The 24,242-nt window shown below is 74.1% G+C and carries 19 protein-coding genes; 8 read left to right on the forward strand and 11 right to left on the reverse strand.

Annotation, left to right across the window (positions count from 1 at the left end; genetic code table 11):
- Positions 1-24 precede the first annotated feature (24 nt).
- Positions 25-4,110: a trypsin-like peptidase domain-containing protein gene (locus ACH4SL_RS14965; RefSeq protein WP_398445226.1), complete on the forward strand. Its 4,086-nt coding sequence runs from the start codon at positions 25-27 to the stop codon at positions 4,108-4,110.
- 166 nt (positions 4,111-4,276) lie between these two features.
- Positions 4,277-5,263: a bifunctional riboflavin kinase/FAD synthetase gene (locus ACH4SL_RS14970; protein ID WP_398445228.1), complete on the forward strand. Its 987-nt coding sequence runs from the start codon at positions 4,277-4,279 to the stop codon at positions 5,261-5,263.
- Between the two features lie 18 nt (positions 5,264-5,281).
- Here ACH4SL_RS14970 and ACH4SL_RS14975 read toward each other — a convergent pair whose 3' ends face one another.
- From ACH4SL_RS14975 to eccE, 7 genes are all read right to left on the reverse strand, one after another.
- The gene (locus ACH4SL_RS14975) at positions 5,282-5,947 is read right to left on the reverse strand and encodes a response regulator (RefSeq protein WP_398445366.1); all 666 of its coding nucleotides are present in this window, start codon (positions 5,945-5,947) and stop codon (positions 5,282-5,284) included.
- Positions 5,948-6,018: 71 nt separating this feature from the next.
- Positions 6,019-7,230, reverse strand: coding sequence for a sensor histidine kinase (locus tag ACH4SL_RS14980; RefSeq protein WP_398445230.1), 1,212 nt, complete (start codon positions 7,228-7,230; stop codon positions 6,019-6,021).
- A 121-nt stretch (positions 7,231-7,351) separates the two neighbouring features.
- Positions 7,352-8,200 (reverse strand): ABC transporter permease, encoded by an 849-nt coding sequence (locus ACH4SL_RS14985; RefSeq protein ID WP_398445232.1) that lies wholly within the window; start codon positions 8,198-8,200, stop codon positions 7,352-7,354.
- Positions 8,197-9,126: an ATP-binding cassette domain-containing protein gene (locus ACH4SL_RS14990; protein ID WP_398445234.1), complete on the reverse strand. Its 930-nt coding sequence runs from the start codon at positions 9,124-9,126 to the stop codon at positions 8,197-8,199. Before ACH4SL_RS14990 ends, ACH4SL_RS14985 begins: the two co-directional genes overlap by 4 nt.
- Before the next feature lie 272 nt (positions 9,127-9,398).
- Positions 9,399-12,662 carry an SCO5717 family growth-regulating ATPase gene (locus ACH4SL_RS14995; protein WP_398445236.1) on the reverse strand — a complete coding sequence of 1,088 codons (3,264 nt, stop codon included), beginning with the start codon at positions 12,660-12,662 and terminating at the stop codon, positions 9,399-9,401.
- A gap of 364 nt (positions 12,663-13,026) precedes the next feature.
- Positions 13,027-13,803 (reverse strand): hypothetical protein, encoded by a 777-nt coding sequence (locus ACH4SL_RS15000; protein WP_398445238.1) that lies wholly within the window; start codon positions 13,801-13,803, stop codon positions 13,027-13,029.
- Entirely contained in the window at positions 13,800-15,011 is a 1,212-nt protein-coding gene (gene eccE / locus ACH4SL_RS15005; protein WP_398445240.1) for a type VII secretion protein EccE, read from the reverse strand. Before eccE ends, ACH4SL_RS15000 begins: the two co-directional genes overlap by 4 nt.
- A 163-nt stretch (positions 15,012-15,174) precedes the next feature.
- Here eccE and eccB point away from each other — a divergent pair, with 163 nt between their 5' ends.
- The 6 genes from eccB to mycP all read left to right on the forward strand — a co-directional run bounded on the left by eccB (position 15,175) and on the right by mycP (position 20,614).
- Positions 15,175-16,683: a type VII secretion protein EccB gene (gene eccB / locus ACH4SL_RS15010; protein ID WP_398445243.1), complete on the forward strand. Its 1,509-nt coding sequence runs from the start codon at positions 15,175-15,177 to the stop codon at positions 16,681-16,683.
- A gap of 82 nt (positions 16,684-16,765) precedes the next feature.
- Positions 16,766-17,191 (forward strand): hypothetical protein, encoded by a 426-nt coding sequence (locus ACH4SL_RS15015; RefSeq protein WP_398445245.1) that lies wholly within the window; start codon positions 16,766-16,768, stop codon positions 17,189-17,191.
- Positions 17,188-18,516 carry a WXG100 family type VII secretion target gene (locus ACH4SL_RS15020; protein WP_398445247.1) on the forward strand — a complete coding sequence of 443 codons (1,329 nt, stop codon included), beginning with the start codon at positions 17,188-17,190 and terminating at the stop codon, positions 18,514-18,516. Before ACH4SL_RS15015 ends, ACH4SL_RS15020 begins: the two co-directional genes overlap by 4 nt.
- 149 nt (positions 18,517-18,665) lie before the next feature.
- Complete coding sequence (locus ACH4SL_RS15025; protein WP_398445249.1) at positions 18,666-19,004, forward strand: WXG100 family type VII secretion target; 339 nt, start codon at positions 18,666-18,668, stop codon at positions 19,002-19,004.
- Between the two features lie 60 nt (positions 19,005-19,064).
- Positions 19,065-19,361, forward strand: coding sequence for a WXG100 family type VII secretion target (locus tag ACH4SL_RS15030; protein WP_398445251.1), 297 nt, complete (start codon positions 19,065-19,067; stop codon positions 19,359-19,361).
- A 224-nt stretch (positions 19,362-19,585) separates the two neighbouring features.
- Entirely contained in the window at positions 19,586-20,614 is a 1,029-nt protein-coding gene (mycP, locus tag ACH4SL_RS15035; RefSeq protein WP_398445253.1) for a type VII secretion-associated serine protease mycosin, read from the forward strand.
- Between the two features lie 19 nt (positions 20,615-20,633).
- Here mycP and ACH4SL_RS15040 read toward each other — a convergent pair whose 3' ends face one another.
- The 4 genes from ACH4SL_RS15040 to ACH4SL_RS15055 form a co-directional block, all read right to left on the reverse strand.
- Entirely contained in the window at positions 20,634-20,951 is a 318-nt protein-coding gene (locus tag ACH4SL_RS15040; RefSeq protein WP_398445255.1) for a hypothetical protein, read from the reverse strand.
- 102 nt (positions 20,952-21,053) lie between these two features.
- Positions 21,054-22,859, reverse strand: coding sequence for a putative T7SS-secreted protein (locus ACH4SL_RS15045; RefSeq protein WP_398445257.1), 1,806 nt, complete (start codon positions 22,857-22,859; stop codon positions 21,054-21,056).
- Positions 22,859-23,488: a hypothetical protein gene (locus ACH4SL_RS15050; protein ID WP_398445259.1), complete on the reverse strand. Its 630-nt coding sequence runs from the start codon at positions 23,486-23,488 to the stop codon at positions 22,859-22,861. The genes ACH4SL_RS15045 and ACH4SL_RS15050 overlap by 1 nt, the downstream gene beginning before the upstream one ends.
- Complete coding sequence (locus ACH4SL_RS15055; RefSeq protein WP_398445261.1) at positions 23,485-24,165, reverse strand: hypothetical protein; 681 nt, start codon at positions 24,163-24,165, stop codon at positions 23,485-23,487. The genes ACH4SL_RS15050 and ACH4SL_RS15055 overlap by 4 nt, the downstream gene beginning before the upstream one ends.
- Between the last annotated feature and the right edge of the window lie 77 nt (positions 24,166-24,242).

Below are 24,242 nucleotides of genomic sequence, written 5' to 3' on the forward strand. Positions count from 1 at the left end.
GGGTACGGGGGAGGTGACGCCCGGATGGCGACAGCAGCGGCGGCAGCACACGGCGGCGGACCGGACTCCGCGCTGATCCGGGTGTGCGACCTCGCGGGGCGCCCCCGCGGCACCGGCTTCCTCGCGGACGGCGCCGGCACCATGGTGACCAGCCACGAGGCGGTCGACGGCCTCGCCCGCCTCGTCCTGCACGCCCCCGGCGGCCGCCTCTGCCTGGCGGAGTCCGCCGCGATCACCCCATTGCCCGAGCAGGGCCTCGCGCTGGTGGCCACCGAGGGCCTGGGCGTGCCGCCGCTCCCGGTCGCGACGGGCGGCCCGGCCCACCCGGAGCGGCGGATACGGGTACGGCTGCCGCACCGCACGGACGGCGCGGTCATCGGCACGGCCGCGGTGACCTACACCGCGACCGACCGCTTCCACCTCATCGAGGACGTCTACGAACTCGCCCTGGACGGCGCCGACATGAGCCGGGTCGCACCGCAGGCCTCGGGCGCGCCGGTGATCGACGCGGCGACCGGCGCGGTGCTGGGCGTCGTCGCGACGGCGCTGCACGCAGGCCACCGGGCGGCGGGTTTCGCGCTGCCGCTGCGCCCCGCGGGCGCCCCGCCCGCCCTCGCCGACCTGCTGGACCGCAACGCCGCGACCGTGCCCGGCTACGGGCCGCACCTCAACCTCGCCGGCGCCCTGCAGCTCACCGCGACCTCGGTCGGCACGGCGACCGGCCCGGGGGAGTGGCGCGAGCCCGTCGCGCGGCCCGACGTGACCGGCGCCCTCCGGGATTTCCTCGCCCCCGGCGACGACGCCCCGCTGGTGCTGGGCCTGGTCGGCGAGCCGGGCAGCGGCCGCAGCACGGAGCTGGCCCTGCTCGCCGCCCGCAGGGCCCGCGGCCCGCTGCCCGCCCCGACCGTGTGGCTGCGCGGCGCGGAGCTGCGGCCCGCGGACGGCGGGGTGCGGGACGCGGTGGAGCGCTCGCTGCGCACCGCCGCCCGTATCGTCGGCTCCGCGGCGTCCGGCGAGCCGCCGTACGCCTCGCCCGACGCCGTCGCCGGGCTGGCCCGGGCGGCGGGCCGCCCGCTGCTCATCCTGCTGGACGCGCCGGAGGAGATGCCGCCGGTCCTGGCGCACGCGCTGGCCGACTGGGCGGCGGGCACCGCGGGCTGGCTGCGCGCGGGGAACGCCCGGCTGGTCGTCGCCTGCCGCCCGGAATTCTGGGACCGCGCCGGCCGGCTGCTCCCGCCCGCGCTGCTGTACGGGCCGGCGGGCGCCCCCTGCGAGCCGGGCGCGCCCGCGCTGCCGCCGTGCCTGCGGCTCGGCGACCTGGACGGCCCGCAGGCCGCGGCCGCCCGCGTGCGCTACGGCGTGCCCGAGGGCGCGCTGGGCGCGGCGGACGCCGCGCACCCGCTGGCGCTGCGCCTGCTGTCCGAGGTGCGGGCAGCCCTGCCGGAGGACGCCGGCGGCAGCCCCTCCCGCGCCGAGGTCTTCGCCGCGCACCTGGATCTGGTGTGCCTGCGCATCGCCGTACGGCTCGCGGCCACGGCCGAGCCCCCGGTGCGGGGCGCCGGGGTGCGGCGGCTGGCCGCGCGGGTCGCCGGACAGGTCCACGAGGCGGCCCGGCGCTGCCTCGGCCCCGGCCAGGGCGAACTGGACCGGGAGGCCTTCGAGGAGCTCTTCCCGTGGCGTACGGGCTGGGCCTCGGCCGTACTGACCGAGGGCCTGCTCGTGCCCGCGGGCGCGGGCTACCGCTTCGCCCACGAGGAGGCCGCCGACTGGCTCCAGGCCCTGCACCTGGACCTCGACGCGGCCCTGCACGCCCTGGTGCACCGCTGGTTCGCGCTGCCGGCCGCGGGCGCCGCCGAGGCGCCGGTCCGGCTGCCGTCCCGCCCCGCGGCCCGGGCCGGGCAGCTGCCGCCGGTGCCGCCCGCCCCGCCGGTCGCGCCGCCGTCGGCGCCCCGCTCCCTGCCGGTGCCGCGGCACCGCGCCGGCCCGGTGGTGCAGGCGCTACTGGCGGCGCCGCCGGAGGCGCTCGGCCGGCATCTGGCGGGCCTGCTCCAGGCGCTGGACCGGCGCACCCCGCCGCCCACCCGCTGCACGCCGCGCAAGCCCGCACTGCCGCCCGCGCCCGCCCCCGGACTCGACCTCGACGCGGACACCGTCCCCAACCCCCGCTCCCCCCGCCCCGCCGGTCCTCACGTCGCCCCGCCCGGGGTGCCCGCATGGCTGGCCCGGAACATCGAGAGCGGCCCGCCGGCCCGCCCCGCACGGGGCGGCAGCCGGACGCAGGAGCCGCCGCCCTGGGCCGGCTGGGGCACGGCGGCGTCCGGAGTCCGCCCGGCAGAAGGGGCATGGGGGCCGCCGCACGGCGGTCCTGTCGCGGCCGCACCCGACGGCACGGCCGACCCGACCGGCGACCGCGCGACCCGCGCCGGGCTCGGTACGGCGGCGTGCGCGCCCGCGGGCCGCGGACATCCCGGCGCCGAGCCGTACGCCGGTCCCCCCGCGGCGCTGCGGCAGGACGGCGCGCCCGGCGGGTGGCCCGCGGAGGTGGCACCCGCGGGGCGGGTGGCCGTGTCGGGGCCCGCCGAGCGGCAGGGGGACGCCCTGTGGTGGGCGGCGCATCTGCTGCGCGAGGTGCTGCTGCGGCTGCCGGACGCCGAGGTCTGCCTCGACGTACTGCGTGACCTGGCCGCGCGCGTCGCGGTACGCGCCGTCGAGCGCGGCGGCTTCACCCCGGAAGGCATGGGCGGCCTCGGCGACTTCGGGCCATGGTTCTGGCGCCGCGTCCGGCTGCCGCTCGCCGAGCGCCTCGACCTGCTGCGGCTGCTGCTCCCCGCCGACGGGCCGCCGGGTAGCCCGTCCGGCGGCCGGACCCGTGGCGCCGCCGGCGGCCCGGAGCGTACCGACCGCTTCCTGACCGCCGTGGCCGACCTGCTGTGCGGGACGCCCGCCGCGGTGCTGCCCGCCGTGTGCGGCTGGTTCGACGACGACCGCCCGCTCCAGGCGCCGCCGGGCATGCCGGGACCGCGGCTGACCGTGGCCTCCGCGGCGCAGGCCCTGCTGCACACCCACCGCGGGCTCGCCGTGGACGACCTGACCGAGGCCCTGGTCGCCGCCGCCCACCCCCGCGCCGACGAGCTGCTCGCCGCGCTCGCCGAGGACGAGCCGTCGGCGGTCTGCCGCGCCGTGGACCGCTGGGCGCACGACCCGCGCCCCGTGCGCCACGCCGCGGCCGCCGCGTACGGGCCGCGTACGGCGCTCGCCGTCCGCTCCGGCGCCGACCGGGAGCTGCTCCGCTACGCCGCCCTCGCGATCCTGTCCCGCCCCGGCGACGCCTCGCTGCACGGCGCGGCGCTCGGCATCCTCGTCCGGGACCCGGCCACCCGCGGCCGCCACCTGCCCGCCGCGCTCGACCACTTCGCCGCAGCCGACCCGCGATTGCCCGCCGCCGCCCTCGCCGCGGCCCTGCCCACCCATCCCGAGCCCGTGCTCGCCGCCTTCCGGACCCGGCTGCGGTCCGCGCTGCCCGACTGCGAGGAAGCGGACCTCCTGGCGGAGCTGGCCGCCGTGACCGAGCCGGCGCTCGCGCGCAGGACGGCGGCGATGGTCCAGGACCACCTGCGGTACCGCCCGGCCGGTGCGGCGGGGGCCGCCCGCTTCCTGGACGTGCGGCTCGAACAGGGCCCCGGCGTCCGGTCCGTCGTGCTGCCGTTCACCACGGCGCTGCTGCGCGAGCACCCCGCCCCCGTACGCGGCGCCCTCGTCGCCGTCCTGGCCGCGCCGGGAAGCCATCTGTCGCGGCCGCTGCGGCAGGAGCTGCTGGACGTCGCGCTGGAGACCGAGCGCGACCCCGACGTACTCGACGCGCTCCTCACCGCGGCGGCCGCCGGTGCGGGCCGCCGGCCGCCGCCCCTCACCCACGACCTGGTCCGCCGGGTCGCCCTGCTGCTCGGGCGCACTCCGGAGGGGGCCGCGCGCTTCGACCGCCGCGTCGTCGAACTGGCCCTCACCACGCCCGACTTCGCGCGGCTCCTGCTGACCTGGCTCACCGACACGGCGATCTGGGACCCGCTCCTCGGCCCCAGCGCCCGCCGCCGCCTCGCCCGCACCCCGTGACCCGCCGGGCCGTACGCCGCCGCGCAGCGCCGGGCCGCCCGGCGGGTGTGTGCCGAATCGCGGGCCCCTGCCCAGGGGGGACGCGCGCCTGCGGGCACCGGCATGGCAGTCTTGGCCTTGCAGAAAAGTGAGACTCAGTGATTCAGCGAGGAAGCGGAGCGTCAAGGTGCAGCGCTGGCGGGGATTGGACGACGTTCCCGGTGACTGGGGGCGCTGCGTCGTCACCATCGGTTCCTACGACGGAGTCCACCGCGGCCATCAGCTGATCATGGGCCGCGCTGTGCAGCGGGCGCGCGAGCTGCGGATTCCGTCGGTGGTCGTGACCTTCGACCCGCACCCGAGCGAGGTCGTCCGGCCGGGCAGCCACCCGCCGCTGCTCTCCGCCCACCACCACCGCGCCGAGCTGATCGCCGCCCTCGGTGTGGACGCCCTGCTGATCCTCCCCTTCACCAGCGAATTCTCCCAGCTGTCGCCGAGCGACTTCATCCGCACCGTCCTGGTGGACGGCCTGCACGCCCGCCACGTCGTGGAGGGCCCCAACTTCCGCTTCGGCCACAAGGCGGCCGGCGACGTGGAGTTCCTCTCCGCGCTCGGCCTGAAGTACGACTACGACCTGGAGGTCGTCGACCTCTTCGTCCGCGGCGAGGCGGGCGGCGGCGAGCCCTTCTCCTCCTCCCTGACCCGGCGGCTGATCGGCGCGGGCGATGTCGAGGGCGCCGCCGAGGTGCTGGGCCGGCCGCACCGTGTCGAGGGCGTTGTCGTACGCGGCGCGCAGCGCGGCCGCGACCTCGGCTATCCGACGGCCAACGTCGAGACGCTGCCGCACACCGCCATCCCCGCCGACGGCGTCTACGCCGGCTGGCTGCGGGTCGGCGACGAGGCCATGCCCGCCGCGATCTCGGTCGGCACCAACCCGACCTTCAACGGCACCGCCCGGACCGTCGAGGCCTACGCCATCGACCGCGTCGACCTGGACCTCTACGGCCTGCACGTCGCCGTCGACTTCCTGGCCTACCTGCGGGGCATGGAGAAGTTCGACACCATCGATGCGCTGCTGGAGCGGATGGCCGACGACGTGAAGCGGGCCCGCGACCTCGTCACCGCCGCCGAACAGGCCAAGGACCCCGCCGACGAAGGACCGCTTCCCGCCTGACCGCGTCCGGCGGGCGGCTCAGGCCGGGTGGACCAGCCGTGACTCGTAGGCGAAGACCACCGCCTGCACGCGGTCCCGCAGCTCCAGCTTGACCAGGATCCGGCTGAAGTGGGTCTTCACCGTGGCCTCCGCCAGATGCAGCGAGGCCGCGATCTCGGTGTTGGACAAGCCCCGGCCGACCTCCACCAGCACCTCGCGCTCCCGGGCCGTGAGCCGCGCCAGCCGCTCGGCGCTCTCCTGTCCCTCCGCCCCGCCCGGCGCGGGGAGCTGATGCGCGAAGTGCTCCAGCAGCCGCCGGGTGATCCGCGGCGCCACCACCGCGTCACCCGCGGCCACCGAGCGGATCGCGGTGAGCAACTCCTCGGGCAGCGCGTTCTTCAGCAGGAAACCGGACGCCCCGGCGCGCAGCCCGGCAAACGCGTACTCATCCAGATCGAAGGTCGTCAGGATCAGCACCCTCGACTCCGGGCAGCTCTCGACGATCCGCGCCGTCGCCTCGATACCGTCGGTCCCGGGCATCCGGACATCCATGAGCACCACGTCCGGACGCAACTGCCGCGCCAGCCGCACCGCCTGCGCCCCGTCACCCGCCTCGCCCACCGCCGCCATGTCGGCCTGCGCGTCGAGCACCATGGTGAAGGCCATCCGCAGCAACGGCTCGTCGTCCACCAGCAGCACCCGGATCGCCGGGTCTGCCCGCCGGGCCGCCGGGGAATCGGCCGCCTGCCGCGCGGCCGGCGGTGCTGATTCAGTGGTCACAACTCCTCCGGGGTCGTCAAGGTGAGCACGGCGGCCACCTGCCAGCCACCGCCGGGCAGCGGCCCGGCCGTCAGCCGCCCGCCGTACACCGCGGCACGTTCCCGCATCCCGTGCAGTCCGTGCCCCGCGGGCCGCCCCAGGTCGGGCACGGGTCCCGCACCCGCGCCGTCGTCGGTCACCGTCACGGTCACCTCCTCCGGCGCACAGCCGATCCGCACATCGGCCCGGGCCTTCGCCGGCGCGTGCTTGAGCGTATTGGTCAGGGCCTCCTGCACGAGCCGGTAGACCGTCAGCTGCGCCGCCGCCGGAACCGGCGCCGGGTCACCCGTCACGCTCAGCCGGGTCGGCAGCCCCGCCGCCCGCACCTGCTCGACCAGCGCCGGGAGCCGGCCGATGCCCGGCATCGGGTGCCGCAGCGCGTCGGGCTCGTCGGCCCGCAGCACCCCGAGAAAGCGCCGCATGTCCGTGATGGCCTGCCGTCCGGTCGCCGACACCTGCCGCATCGCGACCGCCGCCCGCTCCGGCGACTGACGCTGCGCGAAGGACGCACCGTCCGCGAGCGCCACCATCACCGACAGGTTGTGCGTCACGATGTCGTGCATTTCCCGGGCGATCCTTGCCCGCTCCCCGGCCACCGCCAACTGCGCCTGCTGGTCCCGCTCCCTTTCCAACCGCACCGCCCGGTCCTCCAGCGCCGCCAACCTGTCCCGCCGACTGCGCATGTTCAGCCCGAGCACCATCGCCGCGGTCGCCATCGCCGACAGCGACACGAACGTCCCCGTGCCCCGGTCGTGCACCGACCACCGCAGCGTGGCCAGCAGGACGCCGAACTCCAGCACGCCGAAGGCCAGCAGGGTCCGGCGCCGGGTGCTGTAGGCGGCCACCGCGTACAGCGCCAGCAGCAGCGTGACGTCGGTCGGGATCCGCACATCGCACGCCCACTGGACGAAGGCGGCCCCCGCGATGCAGCAGAACACCGTCATCGGCGCCCGCCGCCGCCACACCAGCGGCAGCACCAGCGCAGCGTGCAGCGGCACGAGCAGCGCCGGCTCGTCGCCGATGGGCCGGCGCAGCGCCGCCACCGTGGCCATGAACAGCCCCGTCGCCAGCACCGCGTCCACCGCCGCCGGCGACAGCCGCAGCCACGACCCGACCCACGCATACCCCTTCCGGGCCAGCCGCTCCGCCCCCGACCTCGCGCGCTCCACGACCCCCTCGGGCCGCCACCGCTGCCGCCCCACGGCCCGGAGGGACCCACCGTCCGGCCCCTCCGCCTTCCATGGGCCGGCGCCGCCGGACGCGGGCGGGACGGCCGTCATGGCGCCGCCCTCATACGTCGCGCCGCCGCAGCAGCACCGCGGCAGCTGCGAGCGCTGCCACCGCGTACAGGCAGAACACCGCGAATCCCGTCCACGGCGCCAGCGTATGCGCCTCCTGGTGCAGGGTGAGGACGGACTGGCCCGCGTTGCTCGGCAGCCACTGGTCGATGTGGTCTCCCCACGACGTGGGCAGCGCCTCGGCGAGGACCGGCACCACCAGCAGCAGCCCGAACACCGTGGCTATCCCGCCCGCCGTGTTCCTGATGAGCGCGCCTATCGCCACGCCCAGCAATCCCACGACAGTCAGATACAGGCCGACACCCATCACCTGGCGCAGCTCGCCCGGGGCGCCCAGCGACGTCCCCACATGGTGGGAGGCCAGCAGGGCCTGGCCGACCAGGAAGGCGACGAACGCGCCCGCCGTCATCAGCGCCCAGGTGACCGCCGCATAGAGCGCGGCCTTCGCCCACAGGACGGGCAGCCTGCGGGGCACCGCCGTGAGCGACGCCCGGATCATCCCCGTCGCGTACTCACCGCTGACCACCAGCACACCCAGCACACCCACCGCGAGCTGCGCCAGGAAATACCCACGCAGGCTGGTGAGACCGGGCTCGAAGCTCGCCCGCTCCCGCGCGCTCATGTGATCCCAGTGGCCCGCGGTGAACGCCGCGAACAACGCTCCCAGCCCGACGAGCGCCACCACGGCAGCTATCAGGGTGAAGAACGTGGACCGGAGAGTGCGCATCTTGATCCACTCCGAGTGCAGCACCCGAAGCTGGGTCACCTCGCCACGCCCGCCGGCCGTCGAGGCCGGGGACGGGAAGCCGCCCGCCACGGCCGTGCCCGTCGTCATCGTCATGCCGGCTGTCCTTCCCGCTCGTGTGCCGGGACGGCCTGGTATTCGACCGCCTCCCGCGTCATCTCCATGAACGCGTCCTCCAAGGACGCCTGCCGAGGAGTCAGCTCGGCCAGGGCGATCCCGGCTTCCGCCGCTATGCGGCCGATCCGGTCGCTGCTCAGACCGGTGACATCCAGGACGTCCCGCTCGGTGGAACTCACCGACACGTCCGGCCCCGCGAGCAGCGTCCGCAGCCGCGCCGCCTCGTCCGTCCGCACCCGCACAGTGCCGCCCGCTGCCGTGACGAACTCCGCCACCGACACATCGGCCATCAGCCGGCCCCGGCCGATGACGATCAGATACTCCGCAGTCAGCGCCATCTCCGACATCAGATGCGAGGAGAGCAGGACCGTCCGGCCCTCCGCGGCCAGGCCCTTGAGCAGATTGCGGATCCACAGGATCCCCTCGGGATCCAGCCCGTTCACCGGCTCGTCCAGGACCAGCGTCGCCGGATCGCCCAGCAGGGCGCTCGCGATGCCGAGCCGCTGGCCCATGCCCAGGGAGAATCCGCCCGCCCGCTTCCGAGCGACGTCGCGCAGACCGACGATGTCGACCACCTCGTCCACCCTGCGGCGGGTGATCCCGGTGGTCGCGGCCAGCGCCAGCAGGTGGTTGTAGGCGGTGCGCCCGGTGTGGACCGCGCGTGCCTCCAGCATCGCGCCGACCTCGTGCAGCGGCGCGCGGTGCTCGGCGTACCGCTTGCCGTTGACCGTCGCCCATCCCGAGGTCGGGGCGTCGAGTCCCAGGATCATACGCATCGTGGTCGATTTGCCCGCTCCGTTCGGCCCGAGGAAACCGGTCACGGCGCCCGGGCGGACGGTGAAGCTGAGGTCGGACACGGCGGTGCGCTCACCGTAGCGTTTGGTCAGTGCGTGGGCCTCGATCATGGCTGGTCCTCGTGAGGTGCGCGTTGCGGACGATCAGGATGTCCCTATCGTCCGTTCTCGCCGACCCCGTCCGCGACGGACCACGGGCGGATTCTTCCCGTCCACGACTGCATCCCCGGGGGGACCCCGTGTACGACCGCTGAGGTATCCCGACCCGGACAACCCATACACGCCAAGGGCCGCCGCCGTGGAGACCCACGGCAGCGGCCCTTGGCGTGACCGGCGCGGAGCCGCCCGGCCCGCTCCCGCGGGGCGGCCGGCGACCGCTGCTACTACTGCTGGGGCGGAGGCGGCGGCGGGTAGCCGTACCCCTGCTCGGCGCCCGGCTGCGGTGCCGGCCAGCCCTGCTGCGGCTGGGGCGCCTGGGGCTGCGGCGACTGCGGCTGGAACGGCGCGGCGGGCGGCTGTCCCGCGGGTCCGGCCGGCGGGTACGCCTGCGGAGCCTGCGGCGGAGCCCCGTACTGCGCCGGCGGGAACTGGCCGGGCGGCATCGGGGGCTGGCCGTACGGCTGCTGCGGCTGCGCCGGCGGGACGGGCTGCCCCGGCTGCGCGGGCTGGCCTGCCTGTCCCGGCTGACCCGGTGCCGGGTAGCCGGCCGGGGCTCCGGGGTAGGGCGCAGCCCCGTACTGCCCGGGCATCGGCGGAGCCAGCTGCGGCGGCTGGCTCTGGCCGTCAGCCGTCCACAGCCCCTGCGCCTGCTGCGCCCGCGAGAAGTCCTCGGCGACCATCGCCGAGAGGTGGAAGTACGCCTCCCGGGTCTTGGGCCGCATCATGTCGAGGTCCACTTCGGCGCCGGCCGCCAGGTGCTCGTCGAACGGCACCACCTGCACACCGCGGCAGCGTGTCCGGAAGTGCGCGACGATGTCCTCGACCTTGATCATCTTGCCCGTCTCGCGCACCCCGGAGATCACCGTGATGCTGCGCGCCACCAGGTCGGCGTAGCCGTGCGCCGAGAGCCAGTCCAGTGTCGTGCTGGCGCTCGACGCACCGTCGACGGACGGCGTCGACACGATGATCAGCTGGTCGGCCAGGTCCAGCACCCCGCGCATCGCGCTGTAGAGCAGACCGGTGCCCGAGTCGGTGAGGATCACCGGATACTGCCGGCCCAGCACGTCGATCGCCCGCCGGTAGTCCTCGTCGCTGAAGGCCGTCGACACCGCCGGGTCCACGTCGTTGGCGATGATCTCCAGCCCGGACGGCGCCTGCGAGGTGAACCGTCGGATATCCATGTAGCTGTTGAGGTACGGGATCGCCTGCACCAGGTCGCGGATCGTCGCGCCCGTCTCCCGGCGCACCCGGCGGCCGAGCGTGCCCGCGTCCGGGTTCGCGTCGATCGCGAGAATCTTGTCCTGCCGCTCGCTGGCGAGTGTCGCCCCGAGCGCGGTCGTGGTCGTCGTCTTCCCGACGCCGCCCTTGAGACTGATCACCGCGATCCGGTAGCACGACAGCACCGGAGTGCGGATCAGCTCCAGCTTGCGCTGCCGTTCCGCCTCCTCCTTCTTGCCGCCGATCTTGAAACGGCTCGGCTGCGCGTTGGCTCCGGGCTTCCTGGGCTTGGGCTGGTTGCGCAGCAGGCGGTCCGAGGACAGTTCGACGGCCGCGGTGTAGCCCAGCGGAGCCCCGCCCTGCGCGGTGCGCTGCCGCTGATCCGGCGTCACCGTCGGCCAGCCGCCGGACCGCGGGTCGACGGGGCCGGCCGGGGCGGGAGCCGGCGGCTGCGCCTGGGACTGCGCCGGCGCGTGAGCCTGCGCTGCTGCCGGGTCCTGCAGCCTCGGATCCGGCCCGGGAGCAGCTACGGGACCAGGCTCCGGAAGCTGACCGGGAATCTGGCCCTGCGGCGGCACCGGTCCTTGCGCCGGAATCTGCCCGGGCATCTGTCCCGGAATCGCGGTGGGGCCCTGCTGCGCGGGATAAGGAGCCGGGAGATTCTGGGCGGGAGGCTGCTGCGGGAATCCGTAGCCCCCCTGTGCGGGCAGCGGAGGCAGCGGGCCCGCTGCTTCCGGCTCTGCCGCCGCGCCCTGCGGCTGCCCCGGGTACTGGGCCGGCGGGAAGCCGTAACCGCCCTGCGGCGGTACCGCCCCCCGCGCGTCCACAGGGGTGGCCTGCTGCGGCAGCCCGGTCGGCACCACGCCCTGGCCCTGAGAGGCGGGCGGGAATCCGTAGCTGCCCTGAGGGTTGGGCTGAGCAGGAGCGGGCAACTGTGCGGCCTGCTGCGGGAAACCGTAGCCACTCTGCGGAGCCGGCTCGACCGGAGCAGGCGCCGGGGCGGGGGCCGGGGTCGGCTCGGGCTGGGGAACGGGTGCGGGTGCGGGTGCAGGTGCGGGCAGGTTCTGCGCAGGCTGGGGGAAGCCGTAACCGCTCTGCGCCTCGGGCTGTGCCGGCACGGGCGCCGCGGGGGCGGGGTAGGTCGGACCCGGGTACGGGACAGGGGCCGCGGGCCCCGGGGCAGGGTAGACGGCGGGTCCCTGCGGCGGCGGGTAGCCGGCGGCCGGTCCCTGCGGCGGGGGATATACGGCAGCGGGCCCCTGCGGCGGAGCGCTCGGCGAGACCGGCGGGCCGGCGGGTTCCGGGAAGGCCTGCGAGGACTCCGGCGTCGGCTGCTGCGGCTCCGCCCGCTCGAAGTGCGGCGGCAACGGCGGCATCGCACTCTGCGGACCGGGCGGTGCCCAGGGCGCGGGATCCGTCACGGGCGGCTGGGGAAGCGGAGTCCAGACGGGCACGTGCTCGGCCGGCCGCGCGTCCTCCGGCTCCGCTGCGGCAACGGCGAACGGCGCGGGCGCCTCCACCCGAGCGTCCTCGGGCTCGGGGGCGGGGGCGGGTGCGAGCGGTTCGGGCATCGCGTCCTCCGGCTCTGCCATCGGAGGCGGCGGTCCGAGCGGACCCGCCTGCCCCACGTCCTCGATCCGCACCCCTGCACGCTCCTCGATCTCCTGTCGCAGAGCCGCCGCGGAGAACCGCACGGTCGCGCGGCCTCCCGGCTCCTCCGGCTCTGCTTCCTCCCCCTGTGCCGCGACCGGCTCGGGCGCTGCCTCTGCTTCCGCTTCCGCCTCGGGCTCCGTCTCGGGTTCCGCTTCCGCAGGGAAGGGCGCTGCCGCGGGAGTAGCTGCGGCCGACGTGACCGGGATGCCGGACCAGACCGGCCGCTCGGCCGCCGGGCCGGTGACCACGGGCGGCAGCGGCACGGCGGTGGCCGACCAGGAGCCCGCACCCGCCAACGGAGTGGAGTCTGACGCAGGTTGCTGCGCACTGCGCGGCGGCAGCGGTTCCCACACCGGCGCCTGCGGGGCCTCTTGTGCCGCGGATGTGCCGGACTCCGGCGTCGCGCCGTGCGATCCGGGCGTCACCGGGGCAGCGGGCGCCACAGGCTCGGCCTCTTCGGGCTCTTCCTCCTCCGTGCCGGCGCTCCCGCTGCCGTTCTGCATGTACCAGGCCGGCGGGGTGAAATCGAAGCGGTATTCGCCCGTCACGTCGCCTTCGGCCGGTGCGTCGACAGGGGCGGCCCCGCCCGCGCGGTTGTCGTCCCGATCGCTGTTCACTGTGCCTCCCGGTCTGCGTCGGGGAGTTGCCCCGTAGCGTCTCCCCGCCCCGTACGCCGCAGGGCGAGGCCCTCCGCCGCTTCCTGCCGCTCTCGACGGACAGCCTAATCGCCGGGGTACGTCCGTCGTCAGGCCGTCTTGTTCCGGCTTCGCTCATTCCGGCAGGCGACCCGGCGGCCGGGGTTGGACGCTGCGAGGATTCACCGGCGCCCTGTGCCGCGCTCTTCCCCACGCTCGGTATATACCCGCGCCGCGGTACATTGCCGCGCCTACGGGCGGCCGGTCCGCCGTCACCGTAGGAGACCGTTCCGCGAGAAGTACGGTTCCGCGTTCTGGCCCGCTCCGGCCGGAGAGGAGCGGTCGTTCAGTCGATACGCCGGGCCTCGCCGAGCAGCCCTGTCTCGGCGGCCGTCGGCTCCCACCGCACGAAGACCCGGTGCCGCGCGGTGCACCACAGCATCGCGCCGTCGTCGAGCCCGGGCAGCGCAGCCGCCTGCTCGGGGGCCAACCGCAGCGTGCGGGCCAGCACTTCCGCTTCCTGAGGCGAGACCCGCTGGACGCCGACGAGATCTGCCTCCGCCAGCAGCCCCGCCGTGTGCGGTCCGAGGAACGGCAGCAGCGTTAGCACCGCCTGCCACGGCGCCCGCGCAGGCCCTTTCCGCGGTGGCTGCGCCCCGCAATCCCGGACGACGAGGACCGGCCCCGACAACTCCGGCTCCCGATCAGGGATTTCCCCCACGCCGTGGATCGCTGCGCACCGCCCTCCGGCTGCGGCGTGCGCGGTAAGAGGCGCCCACACCGGCGGGCGCGCCGACTCGACGACCACCTCCGCCCCGGCGTCGATCGCACGCAGCGCCAGCACCTGCGCCGTCCACGCGCTGCCGATCACCACGGCGTCCAACTGGGCGGTCCGGAAAAGCCCGAGGACCACAGGATCGCCCGCCTCGTCCCTCCCGGCCACCACACCGTCGTCACCGAGCGGCAGCGACAGCGTCCCCCACAGGGACCGGGACGAGGCGAGAGCAGTGCGCCGCGGACCGCGCAGGCCGAAACCCGGCCACGCCTCGGAGAGTGCCGCCCCCGTCCCACCGGCCGGTCGGCGCCTCCACACCGTCCGGCCCACCCGCCGTGCGGGCGTCAACAGGTGCCTCCCAGCGGCAACGTGGCCAGCAGGCCCGGCAACTGCTCGTGGAACAGCCGCGCCGGCTCCACCCCTTGCCGGCGCGCCACCGCCTCCAACTCGCCGCACGCCGCCGCCAGCGCGCGCTCGTCATCGGCTGTGACCCGCAGATACCCCTCTGCCACCGGCGTACCTCCTGGGCCGCGAGCCAGCACCAGCGCGAAATTGCACGCCGTCGCTGGTACCCCTGTGAGAGCGGCGACCGCGCGGGTGGCGGCGGACACATCGCCCAGCCCGTACGTGGTGTGCAGGCGGCCGTCGCAACGCCACGCGTGGCTGTGCTCCACCGTCCGGCGCTGCCCCGCGTCGGCGGGGGCGGTGTCCACTGGCGCAAGACATGCCGAGGCCGCGAGTGCTGCGATCAGCCCCTCCCGGTCCAGCACCGCGGCGTCGAAGCCCGCACCTGCAAGGCGGCTCGCCAGCTGGTCCGCCGCCCGCAGTACCGCCCGCTGGGCGCCAACCATCCCGCCACCGCGGGCCAGAACCGCCGCAGGGCACATGTCCGGGTCCAGCCTCAGCGCCACCCAGGTGACGCGGGCTGTGTGTAGCGGGGGCGGCCGAGAGGTGTCCGACGATGTCGGCCGAGGGGGTACGTGCGCGGCGGTCGTCGGACGTACATGCTGGACGACCTGCACCGACGCCAGCCTGATGTCCTCCACCTCCAGCGCGTCGCAGAGCGGACCCAGCGGCAACGGCCGGGAGGAGCGCAAGAGCTTGTCCTCCGCCCGCACCACCAGCACGGTCGTCAGGAACGTGCCGTCGCCCACCATCCCTGCGCTTCGCCCGCCACGACCGGCGAAAGCGTAGGCGCGCAGCGCGGGATCGCACTCGGCGAGCGGCGCCGGCAGCGGGTCGAGCAGACCCACCGGGGCGCTCGCCGCCCGCCGTTGCCTGCGCCGTATCGCCAGCGCGACGGCCGACCGCTCCGGTAGCGGCAGACCCTGGTGCCGCACGGTCGCGGCCGCCACCAGGATCGCCGCCGTCAGACCGAGGGGCACCAGCGCGGCCGGTCCGGCGACCGCGCCGGACAACAGCAGGGCCGCCGCCACCTCCAGCAGCACGAGATGCCGCAGCCATGGCCCTCCGGCCCGCCGGACGCGCGGTGCCGGACGCACGGGAGACGCGGCGCTTGCCTCGCCGCCCCGGCGTGATGTCGTGTTCGTGCGCATTCCCCAACACCCCATCTCCGGGCACACCATGACTTTCCCTCACGGTAGCGGCAACCTCTGACAATCAGCGCATCCGGCATAGTGGGGGGGATCCCGCCCGCTGGGCGGCCCGCGCGGCGGATCCGGCCGCTGCGGACACCACCTCCGGGGGAAGCGCCGAGCCATGGCCTCACGCAAGGAACAGCTCAACGCCTACTCGTTCGCCCGCAGGCGTGTGGTGGCGGCCTTCCTGCGACCCGGCCCCACGGGCTCCGACGAAGGCGCCCCACGGCCGCTGCACGCCCTGCTGCCGGGTCTCGTCCTCGGGGCCGTCCTGCTCGCGGGCTTCGGCGCCTGGGGCCTCGTCAGCCCCTCGGCACCGACGGGTTGGGACGCGCCGGGCAAGCATGTGATCGTCGCCGACGAGTCCACCACGCGCTACGTCGTGCTGAACGACGTCGGCACCCGTAAGCCCGCCCTGCACCCGGTGCTCAACATGGCCTCGGCACGGCTGCTCCTCGATCCCCGCGGCTACGACGTCATCAAGGTCAGGGAGTCGGTGCTCGACCACAGCGGGCTCGAACGCGGTGCGGCGCTGGGCATCCCCTACGCGCCGGACCGCCTGCCCAGCCCCGCGGAAGCCGCCGAGGCGAAGGTCTGGGCGGTCTGCGACCGTTCTGACGGCGGCACCGGCCGGAGCGTGCGGCAGGCCGCCTTCGTCCTGGGCCGCGACGAGAGGGCAGCCGTGAGCGGCCCTTCCGAGCTGACCGGCGACCAGGTGCTCTACGTCCAGGACGAGCAGGGGAGGCCGTACCTCGTCGATGCCGGCGGCACCAAATTCCGGCTCGGGAAGGCGGGCAAGGCCACACGCGGCGCAGGCGGCGGTGACGCGAGCCTGCTCGTGCGCACCCTCTTCGGCGAGGATCCGAAGCCGCAGACCGTGACGGACACCTGGCTCGCCACGCTGCCCTCCGGAACTCCGATCGACTTCCCGGTCGTCGAGGGCCGCGGGACCCCGGCGCGGAACGGCGCAGCGCCCACCGGCCACGCCGCCGTCGGCACCGTCCTGCAAGCCACCTCGGCAGCCGGCGAGGAGTACTACGTCGTCACAATGCACGGCGCCGCCCCGGTCACCCGTTTTGCGGCGCTCCTGCTCCTCCAGGCCAACGCACAGACGGATCCCGTCAGGACCAGCCTCCCCACCGGCCCGCAGCACGCCTTTCTGCCTTCCGACTGGCCCCGGGGCGACCCGCAGCAGGTCAACACCGCGACAGGGGATTCACCCCGCGAGGTGGTGTGTGTCGTCCTTCGCGGCGGATATGCCGCGCCGTCCGCGCCGCGCCTGAGGATGTGGGCCGGCCGGCAATACCCCGAGCCGATCGTCGAAGGCACCGCCTCCGCGTACGTCACACCCGGAAGCGGCCTGCTCTACCGGGAAGTCAGTGGCCGCGACGTCAGCGGCGGCACGTGCTACCTCGTCACCGACACGGGCCTGCGCTACGCCGTTCCCCGCACCAACGACAGCGCCGCGGCCGGCAGGGCCGCCGACGCGCGGCAGCCGACCGGTCAGGCCGCGGCCCGGCTGGGCTACGCGGACGTCAACCCCCTGCCGATCCCGATCGGGTGGTCCGCGCTCATCCCGTCAGGCCCGATGTTGGACACCGCGAGCGCGGCGCGGCCACAGGGGTCGTGACGTGGCCGCAGGCGAACGTGCCTAAGGTGCCCCCGTTGATCAAGTGGCCCCACCCGTACTCAAGGGGAGGAACGACCATCCGATGAGCGCACCGCGCGACAGCGGCGGCGGCCTGTACGTCGCGCTGGAAAACCTCCGTGGTTTCAGGAAACGCGTGGACGGCCTGCTCGCCGACCTGGACGCCTCCGAAGCCGCCCCGCAGCGCATCGGCGAGCACCGCGTCGCTCCCGCTCGGTTCGGTACCGGGTTCGGCGAGGCCGACGACCTGGCGACGGCGTACGCGCATGTGCACGACCACCTCGAAGGACTCTCGCGGACCCTGGCCGACCAGATCGGGGCCATGAGCCTGGCGCTGCGGATCGGGCATGCGACGTTCACGGACGTCGACCTCGGCACGCAGCGCAGGCTCCTGGACCTGAACGACCGGATCCTCCGCGGCTACGGCCGGGAACCGGACCGCTCCGCCCGCGGCGCCCGGGCCGAGGCGGGCGCGGGAGGCCCAGGATGACCGCACGTCAGGACTTCTCCGCGAATGCCCCCGCGACAGCCCCCGGCCGGGCGGACTTCGAGACTTCCACTCACGAGCAACTGCTGGCCATGATCCGTCACGCCGACCCCGAGGCGATCGCGTCCGTCGGCGATCACCTCGGCCTGGCCGTCGAGGTGATCGCCCGGATCGGCGCGGACCTCGACCGGCACATCGCCCTCGTCGACTGGGAGGGCACCTCCGGCGCCGCCTTCCGAGAATGGGGCAGGCACGTCGCCAGAGCCACGCTGGGGCTGAGCGACTACGCGCACGCCACCGCCAACGCCCTCACCCACGCGGCGGACACCCTGCGGGCGGTCAAACGCGACATGCCACCCGTCCCTGCCGCCGCCCGGGTGGCCTACGCCACCCTCCGGGACGACCCCACCATCCGCCACGACCCGGACGCCCAGACGCAGATGGCCCGCGCCCACACCGAGCTGGAGACCGCCCGCATCGAGGCGGCCGACCAGATGCGCAAGCTGGCACAGTCCTACTCCCTCTCGGCAACGGTCATCGGGACGGCCGAGCCGCCGGAGTTTCCGCCGATGCCGTCGCCGTTCGTGCCCCCGTCGCAGACGCGCCGGACCGACGTCCTTCGCGGCGACGCGGTCACGAGCCCGGCCGTGCCCGCACCCGTACGCAGTTCGCCGGAGACAGGAACCGGGGGAGAGGCCATGCGGGACATTGCGGCGGCTTCCGGCTCCCCACCGGCGGCGGTGCCGGACAGCGCAGGGATGCCCCTCACCCGTACGCAGTCGGCCGGAGCACCGGCGCTCGTGGTGCAGGCGCAGTCCGGTCCGCAGCCGAACGGCAACGGTGGCGGGGCCTTCGTCGGTGTCCCCCATCCCGGGAACGCTTCCCTTCCGTTCATGAGCGGTGCTCTTGCGCGCGACCATTCCCGCGACGCCGGGGCGCCCGGGAAGCCTGCGCAATTGCCGAGGAATGTCGCCCGGCAGGTGCTGCCGAAGGTCTCGTACGAGCCGGGGTCGCGGCCGCTTCCCGCCCCTGGAGGCCGCAACCACGGCATTGTCGGCGGCAGCCCCGCCGGTGAACCGCCGACGTCCGGCATCCCCGGGCAGCCTCCGGCTGCGTCCGGCGTCGTCGGAGAGCCCGGGTCGGCTCTCCGGCCGCCCGCCGTCGGTATGGTGGGCCGCACTCCGGTAGCTGAATTCGCACCACGTATCTCGGGTTCCGCGAGCGGGAAGGGCGAGGACTCCGACCGCCCCCGATATCCGGCCGAGTTCGCCGGTGAGTGGGACTGGGGGCCCGGTCGGGACGATGCCGTGCCACCGGTCATCCGCTGAACGCGTCCGAACCCTTCCCGGCTTTGTTGCAACTCAAGCCGCAGAGTGTCGTGTTGAAAGCCGTCGGCGGAGCGTCGGTAGAGTGAGCACGCAAGGTAACTATTCGTGCCCGTGTGCATGCATTTTGTATGCGGGGGAGGGGCTGCGCCATGACGGCCGGTATGAAAGTCACGACCGCCTCGCTGAACAGGCTCGAGAGCGACCTCGACGTCATGGTGGGCTCGATGGACCGCCAGGTCAGGGCGCTCCAGGCCGTGATCGACAACCTCGAAGGCCACTGGCGCGGTATCGGCGCCAATGCTTTCAACGCCCAGCAAGCTCTCATCAACGACGACCATCGCGTGCTGGCGACGCTGCTCGGAAAAATCAAGCAGGCGGTGCGCGACACGAACGTGACGGCCGGTACGACCGACGAAGGTGTCCTCCAGGACATGAAGAGCATCGACATCAACGGCGGCGCTCCGGGCAGCGGCATCGCCGGTCTGTGACATATACACCGCGCTGCCGCTGATCTCGCGCGTCGCCGCACCACCTCCATGGGGAATTTCATGTTCGATCCCGGCCAGCTCAAGGTCACGTACGCCTCCCTCGACGAGGCCGCCGGCGTGATCAGGCATCAGGCGACGCAACTGCAGAGCGACCTGGACAACCTGCTGACACGTGTGCGTGCGGTCGCCGGGTACTGGGAGGGCGACGCGCAGCACGCCTTCCACGCCGTCGCGCACGAATGGGCGCACCGTACCCATCACATGCACGGCGTGCTGGAATCGATCGCGGGCAAAGTGCAGATGGCCGGCGGGCATTACAACGCCGCGGACAGGAAGGCCGCGTCCTACTTCGGCTGACGGCCATGCCTGGACGGGGAGCGGAGAGGCGCTGTCAGGCGCGGCGGGCCACCGCGCGGGCGGCCGCGGCGGCGCTGGGAGCACTGGGGACGCTGGTGACCGTCGTACCGGTCTGTCCCGGGGCCGCGCCCGGCGGTGCACTTGCGCCCCGCACCGCATCGGCCCTTGACGGCGACGGCGGATGCACATTCCCGGCGTCCGATGTCGCGCAGACGCCGTGGTTCTTGCAACGACTGCTGCTCGGCCGACTGTGGCAGAGCACGCAGGGCAAGGGTGTCACCGTGGCGGTGATCGACTCCGGGATCGACACCCGGAACCCGCAGCTTGCGACCGCCGTCGATGTCCCGCGCAGCGTGGACCTGACCGACCCGAGGGGCCGTGGCACCACCGACCCGGTCGGTCACGGCACGGAGGTGGCAGGCATCATCGCGGCCCGTCCCTCCCCGGCGACCGGCTTCGTAGGACTCGCACCGCAGGCGACCCTCATTTCGGTCCGGCAAACGGGCGCGAACGGCACCGGCACCGTGGACGGCCTCGCCGACGCCCTGCGAAAGGCCGTTGCCGCCGGCGCAAGGGTCGTCAACATCTCACAGGACACCCCGCGCGGTACCCCCGCTCTGGAGGCCGCTGTCGAGGCTGCCGTACGCGCGGACGCCGTGATCGTCGCCTCTGCGGGGAACGGCGGATCAGACGGCGCGTTCCGCACCACGTATCCCGGCGGGTATCCGGGTGTGCTGGCGGTCGGGGCCTCGGACCGCAACAACGAGCGCGCTCCGTTCTCCCAGGCGGGGGAATTCGTCGGAGTCGCCGCTCCCGGCGTGGACATGCTCTCCACGGTGCCCGGCGGCGGCCAGTGCGTCGACAACGGAACAAGTTTCGCCGCCCCTTACGTGTCCGGGGTCGCCGCCCTGATCCGCGCCGAGCACCCCACCTGGACCGCGCAGGAAGTGGTCGCCCAGATCGAGCAGACGGCGCTGCGCACCTCCCCAGGCCACAACGCGCTCGTCGGCTGGGGTGTGGTGGACCCCGCCCGCGCCCTGACCGACGACGCCCACCCGATCGAGGCACCGACCCCAGCTCGGGCTGTACGCCAGGGCCGCGCCGCCGCGATCCCGGCAGCCCTCACCCTGACCGACCCCGCCCGGCAACGGGAGAAGCGCACCGCCGCGTACCTTTTTGCTGTTTCGGCCGCCGGCCTGCTGCTGATCGCCGGGACGGCGATCGCCCTCCGCGACCGCGAAAGCTTGCGCTGACGCTGCCGCGGGTCGTGTATCACGCCGTGCCGGACGTATCCGAGTCGCCCGACTTACGAAATCCCCAGCGACGGTGCGGACGGCTGCGCGGGCGAGGCGCGGGAAGCGCCGGTGGGGGCGGTGGCTGGGCGCGCAGCCGCCGATAGGCCTCGGCCGTTCCCTCCTCCCCGTGGTAGGGCAGCACGGTCATTTCGCCGGTCTGCTTGTCGACGATGATGGCCGCCGTACCTGGGGAGGACACCCGTGGTGGGTCGCCCAGTTGGGGCGGTGGCAACGGTGCCGAGGGTGGGGACGATGGCATCACGATGAAGCCCTCGTCGAACTCCGTGGCGAACATTGGTGCCACACTGCCATCTTGGCGTCGACATCTGTAGCGACTCGCCACAATACGCTGAGCCTCCGCAGCATCCAATTTGTTGTCCTTTCCGACCGAAGGCTCTTATGGTCTTGCATTGACTTCAGCATGGGCACTCAACGTAGCTGGTCTGCGTTGCGGGTCCAGGGAATAGTGGTACATGTGTGCCGCGTTGGAGTAGATCGGCTCGGTGCTCACAGTGCTGGATTGCGGGTCGAACCAATAGATCAACCCGCCGTGGTTGAGCGCTGTGAAGACGTGTGAGGTAATTTCGCCGTCTTCGCGCATTGGCCATTCGATGTGCACCAACGCACTCGATCCGTGTCCTGAGCCGCGTAGCTCGGCCGCTACCTTCTCGTACGCTCCTACCCCGGGGCCGGTGTAGCGCATGGTCGTACCACCCCAAGCGTTGCCGTTTTCCACTCCGCTCCGCTCGGAGGTTTGCAGGTCGAACTCACCGTTCTCATCGCGGGTTAGGGTCCGAGCCGCAGCCACCTGCGGGTTGCCGTACCACGTCTCCAACGCAGAACGCACCGCATCCGCACAGTTGTTGGAGCGTCCCGGCACGCTCATCCCTCCGGCGTTGAGCCGCGCCGTCCAGGGGCCCCGCGGGTCCGGGTAGCGCTGGAAGCTGCCGTTGCGGTTGCGTGGCACCGCGGCCTCCAGGGCGCGCTGGTCGGCGGGGTCGACGGGTTGCAGCCCGTCGGGGCCGCCGCGCAGGCTCGCGCGGATGTCCTTGAGTGTGGTGCCGTGCGTCGGCACCGCCCTGCGCCAGCCCGGGGCTCTTGCGCGTGCGGCCGCCGCACCGTCCGTGCCCACGGCGTAGAGCAGGTTGGCGAGCAGTCGGCCCGCCGCCTCGTCGCCGTCGCGGCCCCAGCCGGTGCCGAGGACGGCGGGCGGCAGCCTCTCGGGGTGTACGGCGAGGTCCAGCAGTCCGGCGGCCGTGGCGTTCAGTTGTGTCAGGTACTGCGCCGGGTGGGTCAGGTTGTACGGGTCGTAGGGGTCGAGGCCGCGGGTGAAACGGACGGCGTCGCATGCCGTGCGGACCATGCCGCCGGCGACGTGCTCCAGCCGGATCGGCAGGGTGCTCAGCAGGTCCTCCGTGCGGGCGGACAGCCGCTGCGTGAAGCTCGGCATTTTCGGAGCGAGGTCGGCCGCCGAGTGCAGCGCTGCCGCCGTGGACCGGGCCATGGTGTCGCGCTGCTCGCGGGCGGCGGCCAGCATGTTGCGCGCGGCTTCCCGGGCGTCCGTCCCGGGGTCGGTGAAAGGGGCCGGTGCGGGGGCCTCGCCTCCCGCCGCGCGAGCCGCCTCGTACTGCGCCATCTGCTCGTCGTAGGCGGCGGCGGCCTTCTTGCGGGCCTGGACACCGCTCTCCCACAGCCGTACCGCTTCCGCGGCCCGCCTCTTTGCCCAGTCCACTGTGCACGCGTAGCGCTCCAGGGTGTCGGCGGCGTCCCGGCATGCGCCCGCGGCGCGGCCCCATGCGGCAGGCTGGGGTGTGAAGACCGCACGGAAGGCGTCCCCTCCTCGGCCGTGCCACTCCTCGGCGCCGAGTCGCGAGATGCCGCGGTGGCCGGTGTCGAAGGCGGTGTGGAGTCGGCGCAGGTGCGCGGCCGTGGCACGGATGTGTGCGGGGTCGCCGTGCAGCAGCTCACCGGGGTCGTCGCTGCTGCCCAAGTCCAGTTCGGTTACGTGCGCGCCGAGTTCGTCGGCGATGTGGTCGCCCGTCTTGCCGGTCCAGTCCGCGGCGCGGTTCAGGCCGAGGGCGTCGAGTCCGCCGACGACCAGGCGGGCGTTGTCGTCGATGAGGGCGCCGGTCTTGCGCTCGGCGGAGTTCAACAGCCGCCCACCGATATCGCCGGCCCCGTCGATGAGCGATCCGATACCCATCAGCCGCCGCCCTGGGGCTGGTCGCCCCCGCCATGAGCGCCCTCAGGAGCTCCGGCGAGCCAACGGTTGTAGCGCTCGTCCGTCCCCGTCAGTGTGGCCGCGGCCTCCGACACGGGATTTCGGACCATGTCGCGGGCGGTGTCCTGCCAGGTCTGCCCCATGTCGGAGAGGCCCTGCCGGGCGGACGCGGCGCTGAAGTCAGGGTGGAGGAGGTCCTCGACGGGATTGTCCGCACCGATCCGGCTCCACGACGAGGCTTCCTCCTGCTCCTCCGTCAGGCCGGGATTGCCGACGGCGGAGGCCACGACCACCTTCAGGGTCTTTTCCGCGTAACGGTCCATCTCGTAGTACGTGCCGGCCGCCAGGCCCAACCGCTCCGCGATCTGATCGGCGTCCTGGACGAGGGCGCGCACTCCCCATTCCCATCGGTCGCAGAATCCGGCCAGGGCGGATGTGAGCTCGTCGTGTCCGACCTGCATGCCCGTCAGTTTCAGGTGCGTGAAGCCGCGGCCGACGTCGGCGGCCGCCTCCTGGCCCATCGACTGGAGTTCGTGGATGACGCCGCCGAGCCCCGAGGCAGTCTGTGTCAGCGCCGTCTCCCTGACCTCGTAGCCGCCGCCCCCGGTCACGGGATCTCCCCGCTGAGGACCTCGGCGTCCACCGCCGCCGAGTCGGGGACCACACCCGTGGCGGGCGGGAAGAGCATCGGCAGCCGCCCCGCCACGTCGAGCGCCACGCCGGCCGGGGCGCCGACCGCGGGCACGACCTCGTCGAGCAGCCGCCACCCGTGCACGGTCACGTAGTCCACATCCACATCCACGTCCTCTTTCCGGCCCCCGCCCGCGGCTATGGCCGCGCCTCCGCCCGCCGAGCCGCGCGCACTTCCGGCGGCGGCGGCGAATCGCGCCAGCTCCGCCCCGCCGGAGAACGCGAACAGCCAGCGCACACCGCCCGAGGTCGCCGCGCGCAACCCGCCCTCGACGGTCGGGATCAGCACGACGCTCTCCCGGAAGGCATCGACGAGCGCGTCCGGATCGCCGTGTCCCCCGTGCAGCGCAGTCAGTTCAGCGGCCAGCGCGCCATTCGCGCTCTTCCCCACGGGGTCCTGCGGCGTCCCGCAGGCCGGGGCACTCCGCGCGGCGGCGGCCACCAGATCCGCCAGCCGCGATCCCTGTTCGTCCGGGCCCGCCCGCTCCGCCACCGCCGCCGAAGTGCCGCGCGCACCGGACCGCGTACCGGTAACCCTGCCGGAGCACGGCTCCGCGTCACCGCTGGATCCGAACGCCCACTCCCATTCCGACTTCATGACCGTCCCCCGTCGACACCGCGGTTCCGAGCAGGAGTCCTGAGCCCGAACCGATCAACCACTCTCAGTAATCAAAT

It is taken from the genome of Streptomyces sp. NPDC021020 (assembly GCF_044333285.1).
GTDB lineage: Bacteria > Actinomycetota > Actinomycetes > Streptomycetales > Streptomycetaceae > Actinacidiphila.

Bases quoted from the DNA above. Each gene is read 5' to 3' on its own strand.
- ACH4SL_RS14990 (WP_398445234.1), bottom strand. From the start codon at position 9,126: ATGATCGAGGCCCACGCACTGACCAAACGCTACGGTGAGCGCACCGCC.
- ACH4SL_RS15055 (WP_398445261.1), bottom strand. From the start codon at position 24,165: ATGAAGTCGGAATGGGAGTGGGCGTTCGGATCCAGCGGTGACGCGGAG.
- eccE (WP_398445240.1), bottom strand. From the start codon at position 15,011: ATGCGCACGAACACGACATCACGCCGGGGCGGCGAGGCAAGCGCCGCG.
- ACH4SL_RS14985 (WP_398445232.1), bottom strand. From the start codon at position 8,200: ATGACGATGACGACGGGCACGGCCGTGGCGGGCGGCTTCCCGTCCCCG.
- ACH4SL_RS15015 (WP_398445245.1), top strand. From the start codon at position 16,766: ATGAGCGCACCGCGCGACAGCGGCGGCGGCCTGTACGTCGCGCTGGAA.
- eccB (WP_398445243.1), top strand. From the start codon at position 15,175: ATGGCCTCACGCAAGGAACAGCTCAACGCCTACTCGTTCGCCCGCAGG.
- ACH4SL_RS15040 (WP_398445255.1), bottom strand. From the start codon at position 20,951: ATGTTCGCCACGGAGTTCGACGAGGGCTTCATCGTGATGCCATCGTCC.
- ACH4SL_RS15020 (WP_398445247.1), top strand. From the start codon at position 17,188: ATGACCGCACGTCAGGACTTCTCCGCGAATGCCCCCGCGACAGCCCCC.
- ACH4SL_RS14965 (WP_398445226.1), top strand. From the start codon at position 25: ATGGCGACAGCAGCGGCGGCAGCACACGGCGGCGGACCGGACTCCGCG.
- ACH4SL_RS15030 (WP_398445251.1), top strand. From the start codon at position 19,065: ATGTTCGATCCCGGCCAGCTCAAGGTCACGTACGCCTCCCTCGACGAG.
- ACH4SL_RS15045 (WP_398445257.1), bottom strand. From the start codon at position 22,859: ATGGGTATCGGATCGCTCATCGACGGGGCCGGCGATATCGGTGGGCGG.
- ACH4SL_RS15025 (WP_398445249.1), top strand. From the start codon at position 18,666: ATGACGGCCGGTATGAAAGTCACGACCGCCTCGCTGAACAGGCTCGAG.